Raw genomic sequence first — 26,640 nt, 5'->3', positions numbered from 1 at the left:
CGATGGACGGGATCATGCTCGTCGCGCGCGTGGTGCTCTCGCTCGCGTGCGTCGTCGGCCTCATCTGGTTCGCCGGGCGCAAGCTCTCCGGCGGCACCGGCCGCGTGCGCACGCAGAACGAGCACGACGTGCGCGTCGTCGGCCGCCAGGGCATGGGCCGGCACGCCGGCGTCGCGGTGGTGGCGGTCGGCAACCGCCGCATCCTCGTCGGGTACGGCGAGCAGCAGGTCACGATGCTCACCGAGCTCGGCCCGGTGGTCGCGGCCCCGGCCAGCGGCACCCCGCCGGCGCCGCCACCACGCCAGCAGGTCGCCCCCCGGCCCGCCGCGAGACCTGCCCCGCAGGTCGACCGGCCGGCGGACCGGACGAGTGACGGGATCACGGCCGCGTTGGGGGCGGCCGTCAAGCCCGGGAAGCTCGAGGGGTCCGTCCTGGCGCCGGACACGTGGCGCACGTTCGTGCGCACGCTGCAGGAGCGGACGGTCCGACGATGACCGCCGTCCAGCCGGTCGCCGTGCCCGGGGCACGCGTCCGCGTGCGCGTGCTCGTCGGGCTCGTCGCGACCGTGGTGCTCGTCGTGCTCGGCGCGGTGCTCGCGGGACCGACGTGGGCCGCGCCCACGCCGCCCGCCGAGCCGTCCGCCCCCGCGACGCCGGCGAACCCGGGCGACACCGTCTCCGTGGCGGTCAACGGCGTCAACGGGACGCCGAGCTCGTCGATCGTCGTGCTGCTCGCGATCACGCTGCTCTCGGTCGCGCCCGCGCTGCTGCTGATGATGACCAGCTTCACCAAGATCTTCGTCGTCCTGGCGTTCACGCGGAACGCGCTCGGCCTGCAGGGCGTGCCGCCCAACCAGGTGCTCGCCGGGCTGGCGCTGTTCCTGTCGATCTTCGTCATGGCGCCCGTGCTGGGCGACGTGAACACCGACGCGGTGCAGCCCTACCTGGCCGGGGACATGACGTTCACGCAGGCGGTCGACGTCGCCGAGGCCCCGCTGCGCGACTTCATGCTCGGCCACACGCGCGAGCAGGACCTGGCGCTGCTGACCCGCGCCGCGGACCGCCCGAACCCGGCCACGCCGGAGGACGTCCCGATGGCCACGCTGATCCCCGCGTTCCTGCTCTCGGAGCTGCGGTCGGCGTTCATCATGGGCTTCGTCATCTTCGTGCCGTTCCTGGTCATCGACCTGGTGGTCTCCGCCGTCCTCATGGCGATGGGCATGATGATGCTGCCGCCGGTGATGATCTCGCTGCCCTTCAAGATCCTGCTGTTCGTCCTGGTCGACGGCTGGGGCCTGGTCGTCACGTCGCTCATCGGCTCCTACACCGGGAGCGGCTGATGGACACCAGCGCGGTCCTCGACGTCGCGTTCGACGCGCTCGTCCTGGCCGCCAAGCTCGCCGCGCCGGTGCTGGTCAGCGCGCTCGTCGTCGGCTTCGTCGTGTCCCTGGTGCAGTCGGTGACGCAGATCCAGGAGATCACGCTGTCGTTCGTGCCCAAGGCGCTCGCCGCCGGCGTCGCGCTCCTGGTGTGCGGGCACTGGATGATCACCGAGCTCGTGACGTTCACCGACGAGCTGTTCGCGCGCATCCCCGCGCTGGTGGGGGGCTGACGTGGGACCGATCGCCCTCACCCTGCCGCTCGCGCAGATCGAGACGGTCATGCTCGCCAGCGTGCGGATCGCCGCGTTCCTGGTGCTCGCGCCGCCTTTCTCGCACCGGGCGGTGCCCGCGCAGGTCAAGGTCGCGCTCGCGCTGGGCCTGGCGATCGCGGTCGCGCCGCACGTGCAGCCGCTGGCCGACGACGGGACCGTGGCCTTCGTCGGCGCGCTGGTCGCGCAGGCGCTCGTGGGCGCCGCGCTCGGGTTCGGCGTGCAGCTCGTCTTCTCCGCCGTGCAGTCCGCCGGCGGCCTCATCGACATGTTCGGCGGCTTCCAGGTCGCGTCGGGCTACGACCCCATGGGCATGACCAGCGGGGCGATCTTCCAGCGGTTCTACCAGCTGCTCGCCCTGGTGCTGCTCTTCGTCTCCGACGGCTACCTCGTCGTCGTCGGCGGCCTGCTGCGGACGTTCGACGCCCTGCCGCTCGACGCGATGCTCGACCCCGCTGCGGTCGCCGCCGAGCTGACCGACGGCCTGGGCCAGATGATGCTCGCGGCGCTGCAGATCGCCGGCCCGCTGATCGTCGTGCTTTTCCTCGCCGACGTCGGCCTGGGCCTGCTGACCCGCGTGGCGCCCGCGCTCAACGCGTTCGCGCTCGGCTTCCCGCTCAAGGTCATGCTCACCCTCACGCTGTCCGGCTTCGCGATCGTGGGGCTGCCGCACGTCATCGAGGCGCTCACGGGCGAGTCGGTGGCCGGGATGCTGGGGCTGCTGCCGTGAGCGGGGACAGCGGGGGCGAGAAGACCGAGAAGGCCACACCCCAGCGGATGAAGGACGTCCTGAAGAAGGGCGGTCTCGGCCGCTCGCAGGACCTGTCCGCGTGGCTGGGGCTCGGCGCCGCCGCGCTCATGCTGCCCACCGTGGTGAGCCGGGGCCAGGACGCCGCGCGCTCGCAGCTCGCCGCCGTGCGGGACGCGGCGCTCGACCCCACGGCCGACGGGGCCGTGGCCGCGCTCTCCGACGGGCTGCGCAGCGTCCTCGGCACGCTCGCGCCGCTGTTCGCCGTGGCCGTCGCGGTGACGCTGGCCGTCGGCCTCGCGCAGGGCGGCTGGCGCCCGCAGCGGTTCAAGCTGCACGTGGACCACCTCAAGCCGCGCTCGGCGGTGCAGCGGCTCGTCGGGCCGCAGGCGTGGTGGCAGGGCGCCAAGACGCTCCTGAAGACGGCCGTGGTCGCGCTGGTCCTGTGGTCCGCCGTGCAGGGTCTGGTCCCGCTGGTGCTCGCGTCCGGCCGGCTCCCCGTGGGCGAGCTGCTCACGCAGGCGGGCTCGGGGACGACGAGCCTGCTGCGCCTGGGCATCGCGGCCGGCCTGGTGCTGGCGCTCGCGGACGTCGTCGTGGTCATGCGGCGCAACCGCAAGCAGACCCGGATGTCCCGCCAGGAGATCAAGGAGGAGCACAAGCGCTCCGAGGGCGATCCGCTGGTCAAGGGGCAGATCCGGTCCAAGCAGATGGCGATGAGCCGCAACCGCATGCTCGCGGAGGTCGCGAACGCCGACGTCGTGCTGGTGAACCCCACGCACGTCGCCGTGGCCCTGCGCTACGAGCCCGGGACCGGCGCGCCGCGCGTCGTCGCCAAGGGCGCCGGCGCGGTGGCCGCCAAGCTGCGCGCGCTCGCGTCCGAGCACCGCGTGCCCATGGTCGAGGACGTCCCGCTCGCGCGTGCGCTGCACGCCGCGTGCGAGCTCGGCCAGGAGGTCCCGTCCCACCTGTTCACCGCGGTCGCGACCGTGCTCGCGTTCGTGATGCAGCTGCGTCGTCGCGGCGCCGCGGCCGGCCAGCACCGCCTCGCCGGTGGCTCGACCCTGGGCGCCGACGACACCACCGACCACCGGGCAGCCGCGCGTGCGGCTCGTCGGCCCACCCGCCGGCCCGAGGCTGCCCACACCGACCGTGCCCACACCGCCGCGCCCGCGGCCGCCTCGTCCGGGAGGACGGCATGAAGAACCGCTCGATCGCCCCCATGGCGGTGCCCGCCGGAGTCGTCGGCGTCGTGCTGCTGCTCGTCGTGCCGCTGCCCCCGGCGCTGCTCGACATGCTCATCGTCGTCAACATCACGTGCTCGCTCGTCGTGCTGCTGACCGCGATGTACGTCCGGCGGCCGCTGGACTTCTCGGTGTTCCCGTCCCTGATCCTGGTGCTCACGCTGTTCCGGCTGGGGCTCAACGTCGCGTCCACCCGGCTGGTGCTCCGCGACGGGTACGCGGGCCAGGTGATCGACGCGTTCGGGCACTTCGTCGTGGGCGGGTCGCTGGTGATCGGGCTGGTGATCTTCCTGATCCTGGTGGTCATCCAGTTCGTCGTCATCACCAACGGCGCCGGGCGCGTGGCCGAGGTCGGGGCCCGGTTCACGCTCGACGCGATGCCCGGCAAGCAGATGGCGATCGACGCCGACCTCAACTCGGGCCTGATCGACGAGGACACCGCGCGCCGGCGGCGGGCCGACGTCGCGGCCGAGGCCGACTTCTACGGCGCGATGGACGGCGGGTCGAAGTTCGTCAAGGGCGACGCGATCGCCGGCATCGTGATCACGGTGATCAACCTCATCGGGGGGTTCGTCATCGGCATGATGCAGATGGGCATGACCCCCGCGGAGGCGCTCGAGCGGTTCAGCCTCATGACCATCGGCGACGGCCTGGTCACCCAGATCCCGGCGCTGCTGCTCTCCGTCGCGACCGGCATCGTCGTCACGCGGTCGACCGCCGAGGGCGACATGGGCTCCGCAGCCGCCAAGCAGCTCACGCAGTCCCGCAGCGCGCTGACGATCGCCGGGACGGGCGCGATCGTGCTCGCGCTCATCCCCGGCATGCCCAAGGTGCCGTTCATCCTGGTGGGCGCGATGCTCCTGGTCGCCGCGCAGCGGATCAAGGCGAGCGAGCGCAAGGCCGCGGCCCAGACCGAGCAGGAGGCGACCGGCGCGGCCGTCGCGCAGCCCGGTCCGGAGACACCCGAGCAGCTCATCGACCAGATGCGCGTGCACGTCCTCGAGATCCTGCTCGCGCCGGACCTCGTCGGCCTGGTCGGGGAGGGCCCCGACGGCGACCTGCTCGGCCGCGTGCGCGCGCTGCGGCGCAAGATCGCGCTCGACCTCGGCATCGTCGTGCCCCCCGTGCGCACGCGCGACAGCGTCGACCTGCCGCCGGCGACCTACGCCGTGCGCGTCGCGGGCGTCGAGGTCGGCCGCGGCGAGGCGCCGGCCGGCCGGGTCCTCGCGCTCGGCGACGACCTCGCGGCGCTGCCCGGGACCGCCGTGGTCGAGCCCGTCTTCGGGCTGCCGGGCAAGTGGGTGCCGGCCGAGATGCGGCACGCCGCGGAGCTGTCCGGTGCGACGGTCGTCGACCGCGTCTCGGTGCTCATCACCCACCTGGGCGCGCTGGTGCAGCAGAACGCCGCCCGCCTGATGACGCGCGAGGACGTGCGCGTCCTGACCGACGGGGTCAAGCGGGTCAACCCGTCGGTGGTCGAGGAGCTCGTGCCCGGCCTGCTCAGCCTCGGCGAGGTGCAGCGGGTGCTGCAGGGCCTGCTGACCGAGGAGGTGCCGATCCGCGACCTGGGCCGCATCTACGAGGCGCTCACGCTGCGCGCCCGCTCGGGCACCGACCCCGAGGGGCTGGTCGAGGCCGCGCGCGCCGCGCTGGGTCCCGCGCTGGCCGCGCCGCACGTCGAGGACGGCGTCCTGCGCGTCGTGACCCTCGAGCCGCTGCTCGAGCAGTCGCTCCTCGAGGGCCTGCGGCCCGGCGACGGCGGCACGCAGCTGCTGGTCGACCCGGGCCGCGTCGAGCTGGTGCTCGCGCAGCTGCGCGAGGCGGTGGCCCAGGCCGAGGCGAGCGGCCGCTCGGTGGTGCTGGTCTGCGCGCCGACGATCCGGCCCGCGCTGCGCCGCCTCGTCGCGCTGGGCCTGCCGCGCCTGCCCGTGCTCTCCTACACCGAGGTCACCGGATCGGGTGTCACCGTCGAGACGGCCGGGGTGGTGACCAGTGGCCAGGCGATTGCTGCTTGAGGGCGGTCACCTCGCGGCCCTGCTCGCGCAGGTGGCCGACGAGCTCGGCCCCGAGGCGCAGGTGGTCCGTGCCGAGCGCGTGCGCTCCGGCGGCATCGCCGGGTTCTTCCAGCGTGAGCACTTCGAGCTGACCGTGGAGGTGCCGGACACCCCGGCACCACTCCCGCGGGCGCGCCGCGCGCCGGCCGTGCCGACGCCGCGGCCCGCCCCGCAGGGCATCGAGGACCTCCTCGACGCCGCCGACGCGGCCGACCGCGCCGACGGCACGGGGGGTGCCGGTGCCCCGGCCACCTCGCCGACGAAGCCGGTCGTCTCGACCGGCGGCGCCGCGTTCGCCGACGTCCTCGACCAGGTCCGCGCGCTCGCGGCCGAGCGCGCGGCCGCCACGCGCGGCGCCGCCTCGGACGCGCCTGCGTCGGGCGGTCCGGCAGCCGCCCCCGGGAGCGCGGACGGCGCGACGACGAGCACGACGGGCACGACGACGGGCACGACGACGGGCACGACGACGGGCACGGCGACGGGCACGACGGGTGGCGCGACCTCGGCCACGATCCTGCGCGCTCCCGAGCGGCCCGAGCCCCTCGCGGTGCGCCTCGGCCGCCTGGGCGTCCCGGCCGCGCTGCTCGCCCGTGAGCCGCGCACGCTCGCCGAGCTGGTGCTCGGTCTGCCCGCGGCGCCCGACGTCCCGCACGGTCCGGGCGACGTGCTCGTCGTCGCCGGTCCCGCGGGCGTGGTGGACACCACCGCCGCGCTGCTCGCGGAACGCTGCGGCCTGGCGCCGGACGTCGTCGTCCCCGCCGGCACGCCGACCGCGCGCGCCGCCGCGAAGGGCCGCACCACCCGGACGCGGCCCGCGGACGAGGCGCAGGCCCAGGCGTGGCGCTCCGGCGCGGCGCGGACCCACGCGTGGGTCGTGGCGCTCGCGGTCGGCGAGGGCGCCGCCGAGCGCGCCGCGGCCGGCGCGCTCCTGCGCGCGCTGCGGCCGGACCAGGCGTGGGCGCTGGTCGACGCCCGCACGAAGACCTCCGACGTCCGGACGTGGCTCGCGGAGGTCGGCCCGTTCGACGCGCTCGCCGCCCGGGGGCTCTACGACACGACGGAGCCCGGCGCGGTGCTGGGTCTCGGCACGCCGGTCGCGTGGTTCGACGGCATCCCGGCGACCCCGGCGGCCTGGGCCGCCGCGTTCGACACCGCGCTGGGCGGCCGCGAGGGGTGGGACGCGTGACGGCGGGTCCGGTCGGGTGCCGCTCCGCGCGCGCGGGTCAGACGTGGGTGCCGACGAAGCGCACGACGAGCTGCGCCGCGCGGCCGCGGTTGTCCGCCGCCCACTGCGGCGGCGTGGCGACCGTGACGGTGACCAGGGCGCTCGCCCCGGGCGCCAGCACGTGCGGGAGGCCCGCGACGTCGACGCGCGGCGGCTCGACGAAGCCCGGGTCGCCGTCCACGCCGTCGACCACCCAGCGGTGGTCGGGGGCGACGGCCTGCGCGTCGTGCGAGCTGTTGGTGACGCGCAGCGTCACGGTGCGGACGTCTCCGGGGGCCAGCTCGGCGAGCGTGTCCGCGGGCAGCGCGAGCTGGTCGCCGTGCTGGGTGCGGCCCGGCAGCTCGAGGACGAGCCCGCCGGACGGCGGTGCGGCGGACCACTCGTCGTACGACGCGACCGCGCTCGCGGCCTGCACGCCCGCGGTGCCCGCGCCGATCACGGCGAGCACGGCGAGCGTGCTCCGGACGTGCGCGTGGGCATGAGCGACGTGGCCGGTGGCCGGCGCAGCCGCAGCCGCCACAGGAGCAGGCCCGGCAGCGGACCCCGCAGCCGACCCCGGCGGGGCGGCGGGCGCGCAGGGTGCCGGCGGGCACGGGTCGACGAGCCCGTCGGGCGGTCGTCGTCGGAGCATGGCACTCCCTGGGGCGGGTCGCCGCGGACGGCATGGTCACCCGGCCGATCGGTGGGGTGCCCGGTGCGCTGAGGACTCGGCCGGCGCGTCACCCGTCCGGCGCTCACGAGGTCGGCGGCGGATCGTCCCGTGCCGGGCGCGTCGTCCCTCCCGGTCGGGTTCGTCCGGGGTGCTCGGGTAGTGTCGCCGCATGCTCGTGCTCACTCGCCGCGCCGGCGAGAGCGTCGTGATCGGCGACGGCGTCGTCGTCACCGTCATCGAGGTGCGCGGCGACGGCGTGCGGATCGGCATCGACGCCCCGCGCTCGGTGCGGGTGCACCGCGCCGAGGTGCTCGAGGCCGTGATGGCCGCCAACGCGGAGTCGTCGGTGCCCGACGAGGCCGCGGCCGCCACCGTCGACGCGCTGCGGGCGATCCGCCCGCCGACGGACCCCGACGCCCCCTCCGCCTGACCCCCACCCGCCGCGGGCTCGTCAGCTCGACCTGACGAGCTCGAGCGCCCGGTCGGCGAGCTCGTCAGCTGGGCCCGAGAACGCGGTGCGCATGCGCGTCCTGGCGCAGGAGCGACGAGCTCGAGCGACCCCGGCCAGCCGACGAGGCGAGCGGGGGAGACGCGCGGACTCCTCAGCAGTGCGCCTCGCCCGCCGATGAGGGCGGTTGCCCGGTGGCTCCGTCAGCCCCGGCGGGAAGGGCGTCATGGAGGACATCGACGAGATCGTCCGCGAGTTCCTGGTCGAGAGCCACGAGAACCTCGACCAGCTGGACCGCGACCTGGTCGCGCTCGAGGAGGCTCCGCGTTCGCGCGAGCTGCTGAGCAGCGTGTTCCGCACGATCCACACGATCAAGGGGACCAGCGGGTTCCTGGCGTTCGCACGCCTGGAGCGCGTCGCGCACGTCGGGGAGAACCTGCTCGTCGACCTGCGAGACGGCCGGCGCACCATGGACCAGCCGACCACGGACGTGCTGCTGCTCATGGTCGACACGGTGCGCGACCTGCTCGGCGCGATCGAGCGCACGGGCGGCGAGGGCGACGTCGACGTCGAGCCCGCCGTCGCGGCGATCACCCGCGTGCAGGAGGGCGTTCCCGACGAGCCCGCGGCGGCGCCCGCGGCACCGTCCGCGGAGGCAGCCGCCGCCGAGGCACCCGCCGACGAGCCCGCCCTCGCGCGCGAGGCGTCGTCCGACGTGGTCGCACCCGAGCCCGCGGTCGCACCCGAGCCCGCCGTCGCACCCGAGCCCGCCGTCGCACCCGAGCCCGCCCCGGCCGCGAGCCTCATCCCGAAGCAGCGGCCCGCCGAGGGCGCGCACCTCGACGACACCGGCACGCTGCGCGGCGCCGCGGACTCCTCGATCCGCGTGGACGTGGACCTCCTGGACCAGCTCATGCGGCAGGTCGGCGAGCTGGTCCTGGCGCGCAACCGGATCAGCCGCCTCGCGTCGTCGGCGCAGGACGTCGACCTCGCGCGGTCCGCCCAGCAGCTCAACCTCATCGCCTCGGAGCTGCAGGAGGGCGTCATGCGCACGCGCATGCAGCCCATCGAGCACGTCTGGTCCAAGATGCCCCGCGTCGTGCGGGACCTGGCCGCGATGTGCGGCCGCGAGGTCCGGCTCGAGATGGTGGGCGGTGACACGGAGCTCGACCGCAGCCTGCTCGAGGCGGTCAAGGACCCGCTGACGCACCTGGTGCGCAACGCGGTCGACCACGGCATCGAGGCCCCGCAGGACCGCGTCGCGGCCGGCAAGCCGGCGCAGGGCGTGCTCGAGCTGCGCGCCTCGCACGCGGGCGGTCAGGTCTCGGTCGAGGTGCGCGACGACGGGCGGGGCATCGACCCCGAGGTCGTCGGGGTCAAGGCCGTCGCCAAGGGTCTGCGCACCGCGGAGCAGGTGGCGGCGATGAGCCCCAACGAGCTCCTCCAGCTGCTGTTCCTGCCCGGCTTCTCGACGGCGGAGAAGGTCACCAACGTGTCCGGCCGCGGCGTCGGGATGGACGTGGTGCGCACGCGCATCGAGGCCATCGGCGGGACGGTCGACGTCGAGTCGACGGTCGGCGCCGGCACGGTCTGGCGGCTGCGGATCCCGCTGACGCTCGCGATCATGCCGTCGCTGTCCGTCGAGTGCGCGGGCGACCTGTACGCGCTGCCGCAGGTCCACGTGGTCGAGCTCGTCGCGCTCGACACCCAGCGCTCGGACTCCGGGATCGAGTACGTCCACGCCGCCCCCGTCTACCGGCTGCGCGGCGAGCTGCTGCCGCTGGTGTCGCTGGCCGGCGTCCTGGGCGTCCAGACGACCCCCGGCCGGGAGGCCGACGAGTCCAGCGCGGTCATCGCCGTCGTCCAGGCGGACCAGCACCGTTTCGGCCTGCTGGTGGACCGGGTGCTCACCACCGAGGAGATCGTCGTGACGCCCCTGGCGGCGCGGCTCAAGGCCATCGGGGTGTACTCGGGCGCCACGGTCCTCGGGGACGGGCGCGTGGCGCTGATCCTCGACGTGCAGGCGATCGCGCGGCGCGCGATCTCGCGCGACAGCGAGCTCGCGGCGCGGGCGGCCTCCGAGGCGAGCGCCGCTGCCCGGGCCGAGGTCGAGCAGGTGCTCGTCGCCGGCATCGGCGGCAGCCGCCGGGTGGCGATGCCGCTCGCGTCGGTCGCGCGCCTCGAGCACGTCCGCGCGGAGCAGGTCGAGCTCGTGGGCGGCCGCGAGGTCGTCCAGTACCGCGGCACGATCCTGCCGCTGGTCCGGCTCGACCGGCTGCTGGGCACGTTCGCGCGCGAGTCCGACGAGCTCCTGCTCGTCGTCTACACGCGCGGCACCCGGTCCGTGGGCCTCGTCGTGGAGGAGATCGTCGACATCGTCGAGGACGAGGTCGGCAAGCACTCGACCATCGACGACGCCGGCCTGACCGGCTCGACCGTGCTGGGCGACAAGGTCACCGAGCTCCTCGACGTGCGGTCCGCGATCCTCGCCGCCGACCGCGACTTCTACACCGACCCCGTGCCGGACGACGCGTTCGCCGGCCTCGACGAGCTCGTGGGAGCCGTGCGATGAGCAGCTACGTGACCTTCACGGTGGACGACGGCCTCTACGGCGTCGACGTCCAGCGCGTCCAGGAGGCGCTGCGCGCGCACGCCCGCACGCGCGTCCCGCTGGCGCCGGAGGGCGTCGCCGGGCTGGTCAACCTGCGCGGCCAGGTGGTCCTCACCGTGGACCTGCGGCCCCGGCTGGGGCTCGCGGCCGTGTCCGACGAGGACGAGCAGATGATGGTCGTCGTCCAGGTCAGCGGCGAGACCGTGAGCCTCCTGGTCGACGAGATCGGCGACGTCGTCGACGTCCCCGCGGACCGCGTCGAGGCCCCGCCGGACACGCTCGACCCCGCGATCCGTCCGCTCATCCGCGCCGCCTGCACGCTCGAGGGCCGGCTGCTGCTGGTGCTCGACGTCGACGAGGCCGCCGCCGCCTGATCCCCCGCGATCCGCACGATGGAGCGGATCTCGACCCCTCATCACGCCCCCCTGCCGGTCGATCTGACTGGTCGACAGGTCCCGCGCCCCTTGCCCCCTAGGAGCCCCCCGATGAGCACCACCTCCGGTCCGCAGCCGCGTCGCGGCACCTGGTTCGCCAACCGTGGCATCCAGACCAAGATCCTCACCGTCTTCGCGCTGCTCGGCGTGGTGGCGATCGCGTCGGGGGCGTACGCGGTCACCGCGCTGAACACCTCCAAGGCCGACCTGCAGACGCTGTCCAGCGTGCAGGCGAACGTGGCCGACGTCCGCAGCCTGGTGCACCAGAACCAGCTCAAGGCGCGCATGATCGTCGCGAACATCGCGGCGTCCGCCGACCAGGCCGGCAAGGACGACTGGACCGCCAAGCTCGCGGAGAACGACGCCGAGCTGAACGGCCAGATCGACGCCTACAACGCCGTCCCGGAGGCCGCCGCCTCCGCGAGCTGGCAGGCGTTCCTCGCGGACTACGCCGCGTTCCTCGCGGTGCGCGACGAGCAGCTCGTGCCCGCCGCGCAGGCCGGCGACCTCGAGGCCTACCAGAGCGTGCGCGACGAGATCGCGCAGCCCCTCATCAGCACCTACGCGGACGACCTCGACGCGACCGCCGAGGAGATCACGGCGTACGTCGCGACCGTCGCCGACGCGGCCGGTGACCGCGCGCGCGGGGCCGTGACCGTGCTGACCGTCAGCCTGTCGGTCGCGCTGCTCGCGGCCTTCGCCCTCGGGTTCGTCGTGACGCGCGGCATCCGCCGCTCGGTCACCGACGTGCAGGGCGCGCTCGAGGCGATGGCCGAGGGCGACTTCACCCGGCCCGTCGCGGTGCGCTCGCAGGACGAGCTCGGCCGGATGGCCCTCGCGCTCGGCTCGGCCCAGGAGTCTGTGCGCAGCACGCTGTCCGGGGTCGTCGAGACCGCGCAGACGGTGGCCGCGGCCGCCGAGGAGCTCGCCGCCGCGTCGCAGCAGGTCGGCTCGTCGCAGGAGGAGACCTCGGCGCAGGCCGGCGTGGTCGCCGCCGCCGCCGAGCAGGTCTCGCGCAACGTGCAGGCCGTGGCCGCGGGCGCCGAGCAGATGGGCGCCTCGATCCGCGAGATCGCGCAGAACGCGACGGAGGCGGCCAAGGTCGCCTCGTCGGCCACCGGCGTCGCGGCGCAGGCCAACGACACGGTCTCCCGCCTGGGCACGTCGTCCGCCGAGATCGGCAACGTCGTCAAGCTCATCACGTCGATCGCGGAGCAGACGAACCTGCTGGCGCTCAACGCGACGATCGAGGCGGCGCGTGCCGGCGAGGCGGGCAAGGGCTTCGCGGTCGTGGCCGGTGAGGTCAAGGAGCTGGCGAACGAGACGGCGAAGGCGACCGAGGACATCGCGCGTCGGGTCGAGGCGATCCAGCAGGACACCACGGGCGCCGTGGCCGCGATCGGCGAGATCGGCTCGATCATCGCGTCGATCAACGACTACCAGCTGACGATCGCCTCGGCGGTCGAGGAGCAGACCGCGACGACGAACGAGATGTCCCGCGGCGTGGCCGAGGCCGCGACCGGCTCGGGCGAGATCGCCACGAACATCACGGGCGTCGCCACGGCGTCGGCGACCAGCTCCGACGTGGTCGGCCAGATGGGCGCGTCGGTCGCCGAGCTCGCCCGGATGTCCGCGGACCTGCGCTCGCGCGTCGCCGCGTTCACGTACTGAGCACCCGAACCACCCGACACGGACGAGGACGGACGACGATGACCGCACGGACCACCCGGGCCGCCGCGCTCCTCGCCGCGGGCGCGATCGCGCTCACGGCGGGGTGCGGCACCGGCGGGCAGGCAGCCGGGCAGACCGGTGCGGCCGGCGAGGACGAGACCCCGCTCGTCGGCATCGCGATGCCGACGACGGTGCAGACGCGCTGGGTCGCCGACGGCGACAACCTGTCGCAGCAGTTCGGCTCGCTGGGCTTCGACGTCGAGATGCAGTACGCCGACGACGACCCGGCCGCCCAGGCCGAGCAGATCGGCCGGATGCTGGAGGACGGCGCCGACGCGCTCGTCGTCGGGGCCGTGGACGGCACGGCGCTCAAGGCGGTGCTCGCGCAGGCGGGCGACGCGGGGGTGCCCGTCGTGTCCTACGACCGCCTCATCCGCGACTCGGGCGACGTCGACTTCTACGCGTCGTTCGACAACCGCCGCGTCGGCGTCCTGCAGGCCACGTCGCTGCTGCAGGGGATCGGCGTGCTCGACGAGCAGGGCGCGCCGACCGGCGACGAGGGGCCGTTCGCGGTCGAGCTGTTCGCGGGGTCGCCCGACGACAACAACGCGACGGTCTTCTACGACGGCGCGATGTCGGTGCTGACGCCGTACCTCGAGTCCGGCGTGCTCGTCGTGCCGTCGAAGCAGGTGGAGCGCGAGGACGTCGCGATCGCCGGCTGGAAGGCGGAGGTCGCGGGGGAGCGCATGACGTCGCTGCTCGCGCCCTACACCCACGGCACCCGGCTCGCGGGGGTCCTGGCGCCCAACGACGGCATCGCGCAGGCGGTGCTCGCGGCGACCGCGGACCTCGGCTACACGCCCGTCGTCCCGGGCCAGGACGCCGAGGTGCCCGCGGTCCGCTCGGTCGCCGACGGCGCGCAGTACTCGACCGTCTACAAGGACACGCGCCAGCTCGCCGAGGTCACGGTGCAGATGGTGCAGGCGCTGCTGCACGGCACGGAGCCCGAGGTCAACGACACCACGTCGTACGACAACGGCGTGGGCGTCGTTCCCGCCTACCTGCTGCCGCCGCAGCTCGTGACGCAGGACAACTACCAGGCCGTGCTGATCGACAGCGGCTACTACTCGGCGAAGGAGATCGGCTGATGAGCGAGCAGCCCGCGCGTCGTCGCGCCGCCTGGTTCTGGGACCGGACCATCGCCACCAAGTTCACGGCCGTCATGCTCGTCATGGGCGGTGCGTTCGCCCTCGTCGGCAGCGCCGGCGCGGTCGCGCTGTGGCGCAGCGCGCAGCACCTCGACGAGATGGCGACGCTCAACACCGAGCTGCAGCGCGCCTTCACGCAGCTGTCGATCGACCAGCAGCGCAGCCACCTGCTGGTCCGCCGGGCGGCGGCGGTCGACGAGGACACGCGGCGCCAGCTGCTGACCTCGGCCGACTGGGTCGACGCCGACGTGGACCGTCAGATCGCGGTGATCGACCGGTTCCCGACGGCCGACGGCCCGCAGTGGCAGGACTTCCTGGCGCGGTGGGACGCGTGGCAGACGCTGCGCACGTCGACGCTGGTGCCGCTGGTCGAGGCGGGTGACACGGCGGGCTTCGGCGCGACGCTGTCCGCCGAGCTCGCGGCGGACCCCGACTGGGCCGGCCGCGCGCTCGCGCTCGCGTCGGCGCAGACCGACGCCGACGTCGTCGCGATCCAGGAGCAGGGCCAGGCCGAGGCGCACCGGATGATCGTCGTGCTCGCGGTCGGCTTCCTGGTCGCCACGCTGTGCGCGGTGGTCCTGGCCGCCGCGACGATCCGCCGCATCGCGCGCTCGGTGCGTGACGTGGCGGCGTCGCTCGACGCGATGTCGTCGGGCGACCTGACCCGCGAGGCGCACGTCGCCGAGCGCGACGAGGTCGGCCGCATGGCGGAGTCGCTCGCCCGGGCCCAGGAGGGCCTGCGGGGGACGCTCGCCGAGGTCGCCCGCACGGCGCAGGACGTCGCGACCTCCGCGCGGCAGCTCGCGTCGTCGAACGCCGAGGTCTCCGGCAGCGCCGGTGAGACGTCCGCGCAGGCGGGCGTCGTCGCGGCGGCCGCCGAGCAGGTGTCCCGCAACGTGCAGGCGGTGGCGGCGGGTGCCGAGCAGATGGGCGCCTCGATCCGCGAGATCGCGCAGAACGCGACCGAGGCCGCCAAGGTCGCGGGTCAGGCGACGACCGCGGCGGCGAGCACCAACGAGACGGTGGCGCGCCTGGGGGTGTCGTCGCAGGAGATCGGCAACGTGGTCAAGGTCATCACCTCGATCGCGGAGCAGACGAACCTGCTGGCGCTCAACGCGACGATCGAGGCGGCGCGTGCCGGCGAGGCGGGCAAGGGCTTCGCGGTCGTGGCCGGGGAGGTCAAGGAGCTGGCGAACGAGACGGCCAAGGCGACCGAGGACATCGCGCGTCGGGTCGAGGCGATCCAGCAGGACACCACCGGCGCCGTGGCCGCGATCGAGGAGATCGCGACCATCATCGCGTCGATCAACGACTACCAGCTCACGATCGCGTCCGCGGTCGAGGAGCAGACCGCGACGACGAACGAGATGTCCCGCGGCGTGGCCGAGGCCGCGACCGGCTCGGGCGAGATCGCCGCCAACATCACCGGTGTCGCCACCGCCGCGGACCGCTCGTCGCACGTCCTGACGGACGTCGGCTCGCAGGTCGACGAGCTGGCCGCGATGTCCGGCACGCTGCGCGACCGCGTCGCAGGGTTCACGTTCTGATGGGCGTCATCCGCGTGCTCGTCGTCGACGACTCCGTCGTCGTGCGGCGGCTCGTCTCCGACGCGCTGTCCCAGGCGCCGGGCGTCGAGGTCGTCGGGGTGGCCGCCAACGGCCGGCTCGCCCAGACCAAGGTCGCCCAGCTGCGGCCGGACGCCGTGACGATGGACGTCGAGATGCCGGAGATGAACGGCATCGAGGCCGTGCGCGCGCTGCGCGCCGCCGGGCACCGGATGCCGATCATCATGTTCTCGACGCTCACGGAGCGCGGTGCGGCGGCCACGCTCGACGCGCTGTCCGCGGGCGCGACCGACTACGTGGCGAAGCCGTCGAACGTCGGCAGCGTCCAGGAGTCGATCGCCCGGGTGCGCGACGAGCTCGTGCCCCGCCTGCGCTCGCTCGTCCCGGTCCCCGGGCTCGGCGGCTCGTCGTCCCCCACGCCGTTCGGGGCTCCCGCCCCGGCGCCGCGCACGACGACGCTGCGCCCCGCGCCGACCCTGCGACCCGCGCCGGCGCCGCACGCGCACCGGCTCGTCGTGGTCGGGTCCTCGACGGGCGGACCGGAGGCGCTCTCCCGCGTCCTGTCCTCGCTCGTCGCGCCGCCGCCGGTCCCCGTGCTCGTCGTGCAGCACATGCCGCCGGTGTTCACGCGGCAGCTCGCGGCGCGGCTCGACCGCCTGAGCCCGGCGACCGTGGTCGAGGCCGCGGGCGGCGAGCTCCTGCGGCCCGGCACGGTCTACATCGCGCCCGGCGACCGGCACCTCGAGGTGCGCCGGGCCGGCACCGCGATCGAGACCGTGCTCACCGACGGGCCGCCGGTGAACTTCTGCCGGCCCGCCGTCGACGTGCTCTTCCGCTCCGCGGTCCGTGCCGCGGGCGGCGACCTGCTCGCGGTGGTCCTCACCGGCATGGGATCGGACGGCCGCGCGGGGTGCGCGGACGTCGTCGAGGCCGGCGGGACCGTCATGGTGCAGGACGAGGCGACGAGCGTCGTCTGGGGCATGCCCGGGGCCGTCGCCCAGTCCGGGCTGGCGCACCACGTGCTGCCGGTCAACGAGGTCGCGTCCGCCGTCGAGCGGGCGCTGCACGCAGGAGGTGCGGCCGCATGAGCCTGTCCCCCGAGTCCTTCACGTTCGTCGCCGACCTGGTCCGTCGGCGCAGCGCCATCCAGCTCACGCCCGGCAAGGAGTACCTGGTCGAGTCGCGGCTCCTGCCGCTGGCCCGCGAGGCCGGCGTCGACATCGACGCCTTCGTGGACCGGCTCCGGGCGCAGCCCGCGTCGCCCGCCGTGACGGCGGTCGTCGAGGCCATGACGACGAACGAGACGTCGTGGTTCCGTGACGGCGCGCCCTACCAGGCGCTGCGCACGGTCGAGCTGCCGCGGCTGGTCGCGGCCCGCCGCGGCGTCGGCCGCCTGCGCGTGTGGTCCGCCGCCTGCTCGACCGGCCAGGAGCCGTACTCGCTCGCGATGTGCCTGAGCGAGGACCTGCCCCCGGCCATGGGTGCCGAGATCGTCGCGACCGACCTGTCGGAGCAGGTGCTCGCCCGCGCGCGGGCCGGCCGCTACTCGCAGCTCGAGGTCAACCGCGGCATGCCGGCCCAGATGCTGGTGCAGCACCTGCGGCGGGTCGGCACCGAGTGGGAGATCGCGGAGAGCCTGCGCCGGATGATCTCGTTCCGGGCGCACAACCTGCTCGACGCGCCGCCGCCCGGGCCGTACGACGTGGTGTTCCTGCGCAACGTGCTCATCTACTTCGACCCGCCGACCAAGCGCGCGATCCTCGACCGGGTGCTGCGGGTCCTCAAGCCCGACGGCGTGCTCTTCCTGGGCGCCGCCGAGACCACGCTCGGCGTACACGACGGGTACGAGCGCGTCACGATCGAGCGCACCTCGGTCTACCGACCGCAGGGCGCGTCGGTGGTCGCGCCCCTGCCCACGGCGTCCTCGTCGGCGCGCCCGTCCCTCCAGGCGACCGGCACCGACGGCGTCCGGCCACCCGGGTTCGCCGCCCGGACCGCACCGGCGGCCCCCGCCGCGGCCACCGCCCGCAGCTTCCCCCTGACCCGCAACTCCCCCCTGAGCGGAGGACCCACCCGATGAGAGCACTCGTGATCGACGACTCGCGCACGATGCGCCGGATCGTCGCAGGAACCCTGGACGGACTCGGGTTCGAGACGCTCCAGGCCGAGCACGGCCGCGAGGCGCTCGACCTGCTCGAGGCGGGCGAGGACGTCCAGCTCGCCTGCATCGACTGGAACATGCCCGTGATGGACGGCCTCACGTTCGTCACCGAGGTCCGGGCCAACCCGGCCTGGCGCCACATCACGCTGATGATGGTCACGACCGAGAGCGAGCACGGCCAGATCGTGCGCGCGCTCGCCGCGGGCGCCCACGAGTACCTGATCAAGCCCTTCACCACGGATGCCATCCGCGACAAGCTCGACCTGCTCGGGCTCGTCGCGGTCGAGGAGCCCGCATGAGCGCCGCCACCGTCGACCAGAACGTCGACCAGACAGCTGACCAGACCGTCGACCACGACCAGGTCCACGCCATCGCGCAAGAGGTCTTCGCCGCGATGGTCGACGGCGACCTGGGCCTGCTGCTCCCGTGGGACGGCGATCTGCCGGAGCTCGACGACGCGCTGGTCGCGTGGGTCGACCTGCACGGCGAGTGGTCCGGGCGGGCGGTCCTGGTGACGGCGCACAGCACCGCCGAGGACCTCGCGCGGGCGCTGCTCGCCCTGCCCGCGGACGACGAGGTCGCCCGCGAGGACCTCGAGGACGCGTTCGGCGAGATCGCGAACGTCGTCGGCGGCAACCTCAAGTCCCTGCTGCCGAACCCCGGCACCCTCGGCCTGCCCCAGGTGGGCACGGCGGTGCCACCGCTCGCCGGGGCGGTGCGCGCGCAGCACCTGCCCCTGTCCTGGCGGGGCCGCCTGCTCGTCGTCGACGTGTGGGTCGCGCTGCCGGGTCACGACACCGATGGAGGAGACCGATGAGCATCAGCGTCCTGGTGACCGACGACTCCCGCGTGATGCGGCAGATCGTCATCCGCACCCTGCGCCAGGCCGGCTACGACTGGGACGTCCGGGAGGCGTCCGACGGCGCCGAGGCCCTGGCCGCGGTGCAGTCCGACGAGCCCGACGTGGTCCTGTCCGACTGGAACATGCCCAACATGACGGGGATCGAGCTGCTGCGCGGCCTGCGCGCCGCGGGCTACGAGACGCCGTTCGGGTTCGTCACGTCCGAGGGGTCGCCGGAGATGCGCGCGACCGCCGAGGCCGCGGGCGCCCTGTTCCTCATCGCGAAGCCGTTCACGCCGGAGGCGTTCCGCGAGGTCATCGAGCCGGTGCTGGCATGAGCGAGGCCACGCCCCTGCCGTCCGCCAAGGACGTCCGCGAGCTCGTCGAGGGGCTCGTCGGGCGGGACGTCGCCGTCGAGACCGGCGGCGCGATGGTCGACCCCGCCGCCGGTGCGCTCGTCGGCGTGTACGTCGACCGCGGGCTGCAGCTCGTCGCGATGGTCCTGCTCGACCTGCCGCTCGCCGCGCACATCGGCGCCGCCCTGGGCCTCGTGCCCGCCCGCGCGGCCGCCGAGGCCACCGAGCTCCGGGAGCTGCCGAGCGCGCTCGCGGAGAACGCGGGCGAGGTGCTCAACGTGACCGCGTCGCTGTTCAACGCCGAGGGCGCGCCGCACGTGCGGCTCGACCGGGTCTACCAGCCGGGGGAGGCGCTCGCGTCCGACCTCGCGCCCTGGGTGCTCGCGTACGTGCGCCGCACGGACCTCACCATGCAGGTCGCGGGGTACGGCGGGGGGTCGTTCTCGCTGCTCGTCGTCTGACCGTCACGGGAGGGCGTCTCGTCCGACGAGACCGGCCCGCGGAACGACATCCGCGCGACACGTGGCTCTGCCATCATGCGCGCATGGCTTCGACCCCGGGCGCCGCCGAGACGCGCGCCGTTCCCCCCGAGCAGGCCCCCAAGAACGCGATCGACCGCTACTTCCGGATCACCGAGCGCGGCTCGACGATCGGCACGGAGATCCGCGGCGGCCTCGTCACGTTCTTCACGATGGCCTACATCATCGTCCTCAACCCCCTCATCATCGGGACCGTCCGCGACAACGGCTTCGAGGGCAACTTCCTCGGGGGCGGTGACGCGCCGAACATCACGGCGATCGCGGCCACGACCGCGCTCGTCGCAGGCGTGCTGTCGATCGCGATGGGCGTGGTCGCCAACTTCCCGCTCGCGCTCGCCGCCGGGCTGGGCCTGAACGCGGTGGTCGCGTTCTCCGTCGCCGCGCTGCCCGGGATGACCTGGGCGGACGCGATGGGCATCGTCGTCCTCGAGGGCCTCGTCATCCTGGTCCTGGTGCTGACGGGGTTCCGCGAGGCGGTCTTCAAGGCCGTCCCGCGTGAGCTCAAGACCGCCATCAGCGTCGGCATCGGTCTGTTCATCGCCTTCATCGGGCTCGTCGACGCCGGCTTCGTGCGGATCCCGGCCAGCCTGGCCACGCCGGTCGAGCTCGGCATCGCCGGCTCGCTCGGCAGCTGGCCGCTGCTGGTCTTCGTCGTCGGGCTGCTGCTCGCCGTGGTCCTCATGGTGCGCAAGGTCAAGGGCGCGATCCTGATCGCGATCGCGTCGGCCACGGTGCTCGCGATCGTGATCGAGGCGTTCGGCAAGATCGGCAAGCAGACCGACGAGACGGGCGCGGTGGTCAACCCCGAGGGGTGGAAGCTCAACAGCCCGGCGTTCCCCGACGGCGGCGTGGTCAAGGCCCCCGACTTCTCGCTGATCGGTCAGTTCTCGCTGTTCGGGAGCATCGAGAAGATCGGGCTGCTCGCCGTCATCCTGCTCGTGTTCTCGCTCATGCTCGCCGACTTCTTCGACACCATGGGCACGATGGTCGCGATCGGCGGCGAGGCAGGCCTGCTCGACGAGAACGGCAACCCGCCGCGCACCAAGCAGATCCTGATCGTCGACTCCCTCGCGGCGGCCGCAGGCGGCGCCGCGAGCGTCTCCTCCAACACGAGCTACGTCGAGTCCGCCGCCGGCGTCGGTGACGGGGCGCGCACCGGGCTCGCTGCGGTGACCACCGGCGTCGCGTTCCTGCTCGCGACGTTCCTGTCCCCGCTGGTCGACATGGTGCCGTTCGAGGCGGCGACCCCGGCGCTCGTCGTCGTCGGCTTCCTCATGGTGATGCAGGTGAGCGGGATCGACTGGAAGAACTTCGAGGTCGCGATCCCGGCCTTCCTGACCATCGTCATCATGCCGTTCGCCTACTCGATCACCGCGGGCATCGGCGCGGGCGTGATCGCGTTCGTCGTCATCAAGCTCGGCGTCGGCAAGCCCAAGGCGGTCCACCCGCTCATGTGGCTCACGGCGGGCCTCTTCGTCCTGTACTTCCTGCTCAACCCGATCAAGGAGGCGCTGGGCGTCTGACGTCCACCGAGCGAGAACGGGTGGAGATGGTCCCGCTGGGCGGGATCTTCTCCACCCGTTCTCGTGCGCTGCGGGCGAGTGGCGGTCGGGGCGGGACCACCGGCGCGGGAGATCGGGCTCGGCGCCGGTATCCTCGACCGGCACCCGTCGGACCGTTCAGGAGTTGCCGTGCGCATCAGCGTCATTGGTTGTGGGTATCTCGGGGCCGTGCACGCCGCGGCCATGGCGTCGCTGGGCCACGAGGTCGTGGGGATCGACGTCGACGAGCGCAAGGTCGAGGCGCTGCGCGCCGGCCGCGCGCCGTTCTTCGAGCCCGGACTCCCTGAGCTGCTGACGGAGGCCGGTGCCGCGGGCGGGCTCTCCTTCGGCACGGACATCTCCGCGGTCGAGGGCGCGAAGGTGCACTTCGTCTGCGTGGGCACGCCGCAGAAGAAGGGCGAGTTCGCGGCGGACATGACGTACGTCGACTCCTCGATCGCCGCGCTCACCCCGTACCTGCGGCCCGGCGACGTCGTGGTCGGCAAGTCCACGGTCCCGGTCGGCACGGCCGAGCGCCTCGCCGAGCAGCTCGCGCCCACCGGCGCGACCCTGATCTGGAACCCGGAGTTCCTGCGCGAGGGCTTCGCGGTCGAGGACACCCTGCACCCGGACCGGTTCGTCTACGGCCTGCCGACGGACGACGAGGGCGTGGTGACGCCCGAGGGCGAGGCCGCGAAGGCCCAGCTCGACGAGGTGTACGCGACGCCGCTGGCGGACGACACCCCGCTCGTCGTGACCGACTACGCGACCGCGCAGCTCGTCAAGGTCGCCGCGAACTCGTTCCTGGCGACCAAGATCTCCTTCATCAACGCCATGGCCGAGCTGTGCGAGGCCACGGGCGGCGACGTCACGCAGCTCGCCGACGCGATCGGCTACGACGCGCGGATCGGCCGGCGCTTCCTCAACGCGGGGCTCGGCTTCGGCGGAGGCTGCCTGCCCAAGGACATCCGGGCGTTCATGGCGCGGGCCGGTGAGCTGGGCGTCGACCAGGCGCTGACGTTCCTGCGCGAGGTCGACTCGATCAACGGCCGGCGTCGCGAGCGCATGGTCGACCTGGCGCGCGAGGTCTGCGACGGCACGCTCGTCGGGAAGCGCATCGCCGTCCTGGGCGCGACGTTCAAGCCCAACTCCGACGACATCCGCGACTCGCCCGCGCTGTCCGTCGCGGACTCCCTCGAGAAGGCCGGCGCGCACGTCGTCGTGACGGACCCGCAGGGCATCGAGAACGCGCGCGCGGCCCGGCCCAACCTGTCCTACGCGCAGGACGTGCTGGACGCGGTGCGGGACGCCGACGCGGTGCTGCTCGGTACCGAGTGGTCCGAGTACCGCGCGCTGGACCCGGACACGCTGGGCGCGCTCGTCGCCGGCAAGCACATGCTGGACGGGCGCAACGTGCTGGACCCGGCGCAGTGGCGCGCCGCGGGCTGGACGTACCGCGCCCTCGGTCGCCCCTGAGGCCGCACCTCACGCGGTCCTCTCCCCGCCCCACCCGCGCCGCACCCCGGAGCCGCCCGTCACGCGACGGGCGGCTCCGGCGCGTGCAGCACCTTGCCCGTGGTCATTACTCCAAGTAATAAGTTATGCTCACGACATGCCTGTCGCCGCTCCCGCCCTCGCCGGTGAGCTGCGCGCGGCCGTGATCATGGCCGCCCGGCGCATCCGGGCGGAACGCGGCTCCGCGGACCTCACCGACCCGCAGTACTCCGTCCTGGTCCACCTCGAGAAGCGCGGGCCGCTCACGCCCGGCCAGCTCGCCGACATCGAGCGGATCCAGCCGCCGTCGATGACGCGCACCGTGAACTGCCTGGTCGAGGACGGCCTGGTCGCCAAGGCCGCGCACCCCACGGACGGCCGCGTCGTCGTGGTGAGCCTGACCGAGGCCGGTCGCACCGAGGTCGTGGAGACGCGCCACCGCCGGTCGCAGTGGCTCGCCGCGCAGCTCGAGGGCATGACGCCCGACGAGCAGGACCGGCTGGCCGACGCCGTCGAGCTGCTGCGGAGGATCTCCCAGGCATGAGCACGTTCGACTCCCTGCGCTTCTTCAACTACCGCCTGTGGTTCGCCGGCGCGCTCGTCGCGAACGTCGGGACCTGGATGCAGCGCGTGGCGCAGGACTGGCTGGTCCTGACGGTGCTGTCCGACGAGTCCGGCGTGGCCGTCGGGATCACCACCGCGCTGCAGTTCGCGCCCGTCCTGGCCCTGTCCGCGTACGCGGGCGTGCTCGCCGACCGCGTCGACCGGCGCAAGCTGCTCATCGCGACCCAGGCCGGGCAGGGGGTCCTGGCGGCCGGGCTCGGGGCGCTCGTGCTCGGCGGCCACGCCCAGCTCTGGCAGGTCTACCTGTTCGCGTTCCTGCTCGGCTGCGTCACGGCGATCGACGGGCCGGTGCGCCAGACGTTCGTCGCCGAGCTGGTGCCGCAGGACAAGCTCTCCAACGCCGTCGGCCTGAACAGCGCGTCGTTCAACGCCGCGCGCCTCGTCGGCCCCGGCGTCGCCGGGCTCCTGATCGCGTGGGTCGGGCCGGGCTGGGTGTTCGTCATCAACGCCGTGACGTTCGGCGCGACGATCTTCGCGCTGACCTTCATGCGGCGCGGGGAGCTGCGCGCGATGCCGAGCGCGCCGCGCGCCAAGGGCCAGATCCGCGACGGCATCCGGTACGTCCGCAACCGCACGGACATCCTCGTCATCATGGTCGTCGTCGGCGTGGTCTCGACGTTCGGGCTGAACTTCCAGCTCACCAGCGCGCTCATGGCGCGCACCGAGTTCGGCAAGGGCGCGGGGGAGTACGGGATCCTCGGGTCCGTCCTGGCGATCGGCTCGCTCACGGGCGCGCTGCTCGCGGCCCGGCGCGACCGGCCGCGCGTGCGGCTCGTCATCGGTGCGGCCTTCGCGTTCGGCGTCGCCACCGGGGTCATGGCGCTCATGCCGACCTACCCGTCGTTCGCGATCGCCTGCATCCCCGTCGGCCTGGCCTCGCTGACGATGATGACCGCGGCCAACGCGACCATCCAGATGAGCACCGAGCCCGCGATGCGCGGCCGTGTCATGGCGCTCTACATGATGGTGTTCCTGGGCGCGACGCCCATCGGGTCGCCGATCGTCGGCTGGATCGGCGAGGAGCTCGGTGCGCGCTGGTCGATCGGCATCGGCTCGATCACCGCGCTGCTGGTCTCCGCCGGGGCGGCGCTGTGGGCCCGCCGCGCGTGGGACGTGCAGGTGCGCTACCACCTGTCGCGGCCGCACCTCGAGGTGCTGCACCGCTCCGACGTCGCCGACGCCCGGGCCGCCGTCGCCGGCCGGCTCGGCGTCCAGGACGCCTCCGACCGCGCCACCGCCGCCTGACCCGCGCCACCGCCGCCCTCCCCGACGCTCTGGCCGTTGCTGAGGTCGTGAGCTCGCGGCGAGATCGTGCGTTGCAGGGCACGACCTCGCGTGGAAGTCACGATCTGGCGTGGAAGTCACGACCTCGCGCCGGGTTGGGGCGGGGCGGGGCTCAGGCGGGTGACGGGCCGGGGCGGGTGGGTGAATCCGTCGGGCGGCCGCGTCCGACGAGCGCCCGATATGTCACGATCGCGGCATGACTGCCGACGCCGACGCGGGCCCGGGCACGCCCGCCGCACCGGCGCCCGAGCACCCTGGCCCCACCGACGACCAGCCCTCCGACGACCACTTCGCCGACGACCACCTCGCCGACGAGCCCGGCGCCGACGAGCGGGCCGCCGACGGGGGTGACGCCGACGGGCGTGACGGTGCGGAGCCCGGGGCGGGCGGGCGCCGGAGGCGGCGCTGGCCGCGGCGGGTGGCGCTGACGATCGTCGTGCTGCTGGTGCTGCTCGTCGTGGCGCTGGCCTGGGTGGGCTACCGGGCGGTGGCGGCGACCGATGCCCTGCAGGACGCGCGGAGCGCGCTCGGCCGGGTGGAGCAGGCCCAAGGGACCGACCGCCTCACCGCCCTCGACGACGCGGTGCCCGCGCTGCAGGAGGCGGCCGGTCGGGCGACCGAGCAGACCCGGGACCCGGTCTGGCGCGTCGCGGAGCACGCACCCTGGCTCGGGGCGCAGCTCGCGGCGGTGCGCGCGGTGGGGGAGTCGCTCGACCAGGTCGCGGCCGACGCGCTGCCGACCGCGGTCGGCGCGGGCGACCTGCTGGCCGGCGGCGGTCTGCGCACCGCGGACGGCCGGGTCGACGTCGACGCGATCGCGGCGGTCGCACCGGGCCTCGCGGACGGGTCGGCGGCGGCGACGCAGGCGGCCGCGCGCGTCTCCGGGGTGGACCGCGACGCGCTCGTCGGACCGCTCGCCGACGCCGTGGGCCAGGCGGACGACGCGCTCACCGAGCTCGCGAGCACGCTGACGTCGGCCGCGCGCACGACCCGTCTGCTGCCCCCGATGCTCGGCGCGGACGGGCCGCGGACGTACCTCGTCCTCGCGCTGAACTCGGCGGAGCTGCGGGCGCAGGGCGGGATCGTCGGCGCGCTGATCGAGCTGCGGGTCGACGACGGCCGGGTCGAGCTGGTGCGCCAGGTCGCGGGGCGGGACGTCCCGGTGCCGCGGGATCCCGTCGTCGACCTGAGCGAGGGCGAGGTCGCGGTCTCCGGGACCTCGCTCGCGCGGTACGTGCAGGACGCGTCCGGCTCGCCGGACTTCCCGCGCACCGCGCAGATCGCCCGGGAGCTCTGGGCCGGGGCGGGCGGCGGCGAGGTGGACGGCGTGATCGCGACCGACCCGACGACGGTCCGGCTCGTCCTGCGCGCGACGGGCCCGCTGGAGGTGGCGGACGGCAGCAAGGTCCGCGGCAGCACCTTCCTGCAGACGTCGCTGCGGGACGTGTACCTCGAGAACGACGACGACGAGCTCGCGGACGCGTACTTCGCGGACGTCGCGGCGGCCGTGCTGGGCGCCGTCGCCAGCGGGACGGGTGACAGCGACGCGCTGGTCGCGGCCGCGGCGCAGGCGGTCGACGAGCGTCGCGTCCGGGTGTGGTCGGCGCACGACGACGAGCAGGAGGTGCTCGCCGGCACCACGGTGGGCGGGGCGTTCCTGAGCGGCGCGGCTCCCGGCGCGGTGGGCGTGTTCCTCGACGACGCGACGACGGGGAAGCTCGACTACGACCTCACGGCGGACGTCACCGTGGAGGACCTGGTCTGCACGGGCGCGAGCCCGTCCGCGACCGTCCGCGTCGACCTGTCCTACGACCCTCCCGACGACGTCGCCACCTGGCGCCGCGGTGTGCTGGGCATCCGCGACGACGTGGTGCCGCCCGGCTGGCTCGCCACCCGGGTGTCCGTCTACGCGCCCGCCGGCGCCGCGGTGGCCGAGCTGCGGCAGGACGACGCGATCGTCGGCTCCGCGGCGGAGGTCGCCGGGCGTGACGTGCGCACCACCTCCGTCCTGCTGGCGCCCGGGGAGAGCACGACGATCCGGGCGACCGTGCCCGTGGTGGACGGGCGGGTCGACGTCTGGACCACCCCGACGCTGGCCGCGCCGGGGGCCGTCGACGCCCGTTGCGTGGGCTGAGCCCCGGGTTCTCACCCGCGGCGCCGCGGCGCGCGAGGTATCCCGGGGCAACCGCGCGTCACCTTCCGGGTGTCGCCTGTGGAGGCGAGGCCCGAAATCACCCGTTCTGCCGCTATGGTTCCGGGGTCGCAGCGGCGAAGATGATCCTGAAATGCC

At 74.3% G+C, this 26,640-nt stretch carries 25 protein-coding genes; 24 read left to right on the top strand and 1 reads right to left on the bottom strand.

Annotated elements, in window-relative coordinates:
- The first annotated feature begins 2 nt into the window (after positions 1–2).
- The 7 genes from KIN34_RS01985 to KIN34_RS01955 are packed head-to-tail and all read left to right on the top strand — an operon-like array spanning position 3 to position 6,882.
- Complete coding sequence (locus KIN34_RS01985) at positions 3–494, top strand: FliO/MopB family protein (RefSeq protein ID WP_214346038.1); 492 nt, start codon at positions 3–5, stop codon at positions 492–494.
- Positions 491–1,339: a flagellar type III secretion system pore protein FliP gene (fliP, locus tag KIN34_RS01980; protein WP_214346037.1), complete on the top strand. Its 849-nt coding sequence runs from the start codon at positions 491–493 to the stop codon at positions 1,337–1,339. The genes KIN34_RS01985 and fliP overlap by 4 nt, the downstream gene beginning before the upstream one ends.
- The gene (gene fliQ / locus KIN34_RS01975; protein ID WP_214346036.1) at positions 1,339–1,611 is read left to right on the top strand and encodes a flagellar biosynthesis protein FliQ; all 273 of its coding nucleotides are present in this window, start codon (positions 1,339–1,341) and stop codon (positions 1,609–1,611) included. The genes fliP and fliQ overlap by 1 nt, the downstream gene beginning before the upstream one ends.
- 1 nt (position 1,612) lies before the next feature.
- Positions 1,613–2,380 (top strand): flagellar biosynthetic protein FliR, encoded by a 768-nt coding sequence (fliR, locus tag KIN34_RS01970; protein ID WP_214346035.1) that lies wholly within the window; start codon positions 1,613–1,615, stop codon positions 2,378–2,380.
- Positions 2,381–2,427: 47 nt separating this feature from the next.
- The gene (locus KIN34_RS01965) at positions 2,428–3,600 is read left to right on the top strand and encodes an EscU/YscU/HrcU family type III secretion system export apparatus switch protein (protein ID WP_214351656.1); all 1,173 of its coding nucleotides are present in this window, start codon (positions 2,428–2,430) and stop codon (positions 3,598–3,600) included.
- Positions 3,597–5,657 carry a flagellar biosynthesis protein FlhA gene (locus tag KIN34_RS01960; RefSeq protein ID WP_214346034.1) on the top strand — a complete coding sequence of 687 codons (2,061 nt, stop codon included), beginning with the start codon at positions 3,597–3,599 and terminating at the stop codon, positions 5,655–5,657. Before KIN34_RS01965 ends, KIN34_RS01960 begins: the two co-directional genes overlap by 4 nt.
- Complete coding sequence (locus KIN34_RS01955; RefSeq protein ID WP_214346033.1) at positions 5,635–6,882, top strand: hypothetical protein; 1,248 nt, start codon at positions 5,635–5,637, stop codon at positions 6,880–6,882. The genes KIN34_RS01960 and KIN34_RS01955 overlap by 23 nt, the downstream gene beginning before the upstream one ends.
- A 37-nt stretch (positions 6,883–6,919) precedes the next feature.
- Here the strand turns inward: KIN34_RS01955 and KIN34_RS01950 are convergent, their stop codons facing one another.
- A complete protein-coding gene (locus KIN34_RS01950) occupies positions 6,920–7,369 on the bottom strand; it encodes a hypothetical protein (protein ID WP_214346032.1) in 450 nt (149 codons plus the stop codon).
- A 373-nt stretch (positions 7,370–7,742) separates the two neighbouring features.
- Here KIN34_RS01950 and csrA point away from each other — a divergent pair, with 373 nt between their 5' ends.
- The 17 genes from csrA (at position 7,743) to KIN34_RS01865 (ending at position 26,484) form a co-directional block, all read left to right on the top strand.
- The gene (gene csrA, locus KIN34_RS01945) at positions 7,743–8,003 is read left to right on the top strand and encodes a carbon storage regulator CsrA (protein WP_214346031.1); all 261 of its coding nucleotides are present in this window, start codon (positions 7,743–7,745) and stop codon (positions 8,001–8,003) included.
- A 244-nt stretch (positions 8,004–8,247) separates the two neighbouring features.
- Positions 8,248–10,593, top strand: coding sequence for a chemotaxis protein CheA (locus KIN34_RS01940; RefSeq protein ID WP_214346030.1), 2,346 nt, complete (start codon positions 8,248–8,250; stop codon positions 10,591–10,593).
- Positions 10,590–11,006, top strand: coding sequence for a chemotaxis protein CheW (locus KIN34_RS01935; protein ID WP_214346029.1), 417 nt, complete (start codon positions 10,590–10,592; stop codon positions 11,004–11,006). The genes KIN34_RS01940 and KIN34_RS01935 overlap by 4 nt, the downstream gene beginning before the upstream one ends.
- A gap of 111 nt (positions 11,007–11,117) precedes the next feature.
- The gene (locus tag KIN34_RS01930) at positions 11,118–12,737 is read left to right on the top strand and encodes a methyl-accepting chemotaxis protein (RefSeq protein ID WP_214346028.1); all 1,620 of its coding nucleotides are present in this window, start codon (positions 11,118–11,120) and stop codon (positions 12,735–12,737) included.
- 38 nt (positions 12,738–12,775) lie between these two features.
- Positions 12,776–13,885, top strand: a complete 1,110-nt coding sequence (locus tag KIN34_RS01925) for a substrate-binding domain-containing protein (protein WP_214346027.1) — start codon at positions 12,776–12,778, stop codon at positions 13,883–13,885.
- A complete protein-coding gene (locus KIN34_RS01920) occupies positions 13,885–15,492 on the top strand; it encodes a methyl-accepting chemotaxis protein (protein WP_214346026.1) in 1,608 nt (535 codons plus the stop codon). The genes KIN34_RS01925 and KIN34_RS01920 overlap by 1 nt, the downstream gene beginning before the upstream one ends.
- Positions 15,492–16,598 carry a protein-glutamate methylesterase/protein-glutamine glutaminase gene (locus KIN34_RS01915; RefSeq protein ID WP_214346025.1) on the top strand — a complete coding sequence of 369 codons (1,107 nt, stop codon included), beginning with the start codon at positions 15,492–15,494 and terminating at the stop codon, positions 16,596–16,598. Before KIN34_RS01920 ends, KIN34_RS01915 begins: the two co-directional genes overlap by 1 nt.
- Entirely contained in the window at positions 16,595–17,590 is a 996-nt protein-coding gene (locus KIN34_RS01910) for a CheR family methyltransferase (protein WP_214346024.1), read from the top strand. Before KIN34_RS01915 ends, KIN34_RS01910 begins: the two co-directional genes overlap by 4 nt.
- Positions 17,587–17,970 carry a response regulator gene (locus KIN34_RS01905; RefSeq protein WP_214346023.1) on the top strand — a complete coding sequence of 128 codons (384 nt, stop codon included), beginning with the start codon at positions 17,587–17,589 and terminating at the stop codon, positions 17,968–17,970. The genes KIN34_RS01910 and KIN34_RS01905 overlap by 4 nt, the downstream gene beginning before the upstream one ends.
- On the top strand, positions 17,967–18,488 hold the full coding sequence (locus tag KIN34_RS01900; RefSeq protein ID WP_214346022.1) for a chemotaxis protein CheX: 522 nt from the start codon (positions 17,967–17,969) through the stop codon (positions 18,486–18,488). The genes KIN34_RS01905 and KIN34_RS01900 overlap by 4 nt, the downstream gene beginning before the upstream one ends.
- Entirely contained in the window at positions 18,485–18,850 is a 366-nt protein-coding gene (locus tag KIN34_RS01895; protein WP_214346021.1) for a response regulator, read from the top strand. The genes KIN34_RS01900 and KIN34_RS01895 overlap by 4 nt, the downstream gene beginning before the upstream one ends.
- Complete coding sequence (locus tag KIN34_RS01890; RefSeq protein WP_214346020.1) at positions 18,847–19,329, top strand: hypothetical protein; 483 nt, start codon at positions 18,847–18,849, stop codon at positions 19,327–19,329. The genes KIN34_RS01895 and KIN34_RS01890 overlap by 4 nt, the downstream gene beginning before the upstream one ends.
- An 83-nt stretch (positions 19,330–19,412) precedes the next feature.
- A complete protein-coding gene (locus KIN34_RS01885) occupies positions 19,413–20,930 on the top strand; it encodes an NCS2 family permease (protein WP_214346019.1) in 1,518 nt (505 codons plus the stop codon).
- Between the two features lie 168 nt (positions 20,931–21,098).
- Positions 21,099–22,424: a UDP-glucose dehydrogenase family protein gene (locus tag KIN34_RS01880; RefSeq protein ID WP_214346018.1), complete on the top strand. Its 1,326-nt coding sequence runs from the start codon at positions 21,099–21,101 to the stop codon at positions 22,422–22,424.
- A 136-nt stretch (positions 22,425–22,560) separates the two neighbouring features.
- Positions 22,561–22,986, top strand: coding sequence for a MarR family winged helix-turn-helix transcriptional regulator (locus KIN34_RS01875; RefSeq protein WP_214346017.1), 426 nt, complete (start codon positions 22,561–22,563; stop codon positions 22,984–22,986).
- A complete protein-coding gene (locus tag KIN34_RS01870; protein WP_214346016.1) occupies positions 22,983–24,311 on the top strand; it encodes an MFS transporter in 1,329 nt (442 codons plus the stop codon). The genes KIN34_RS01875 and KIN34_RS01870 overlap by 4 nt, the downstream gene beginning before the upstream one ends.
- A 235-nt stretch (positions 24,312–24,546) precedes the next feature.
- On the top strand, positions 24,547–26,484 hold the full coding sequence (locus tag KIN34_RS01865) for a DUF4012 domain-containing protein (protein WP_214346015.1): 1,938 nt from the start codon (positions 24,547–24,549) through the stop codon (positions 26,482–26,484).
- Positions 26,485–26,640: the final 156 nt, after the last annotated feature.

This window comes from Cellulomonas fulva, assembly GCF_018531375.1.
Classification (GTDB): Bacteria; Actinomycetota; Actinomycetes; order Actinomycetales; family Cellulomonadaceae; genus Cellulomonas; species Cellulomonas fulva.
Note: the sequence above shows the minus strand (reverse complement) of the source record. Positions and strands in the feature narration are given on the sequence as shown.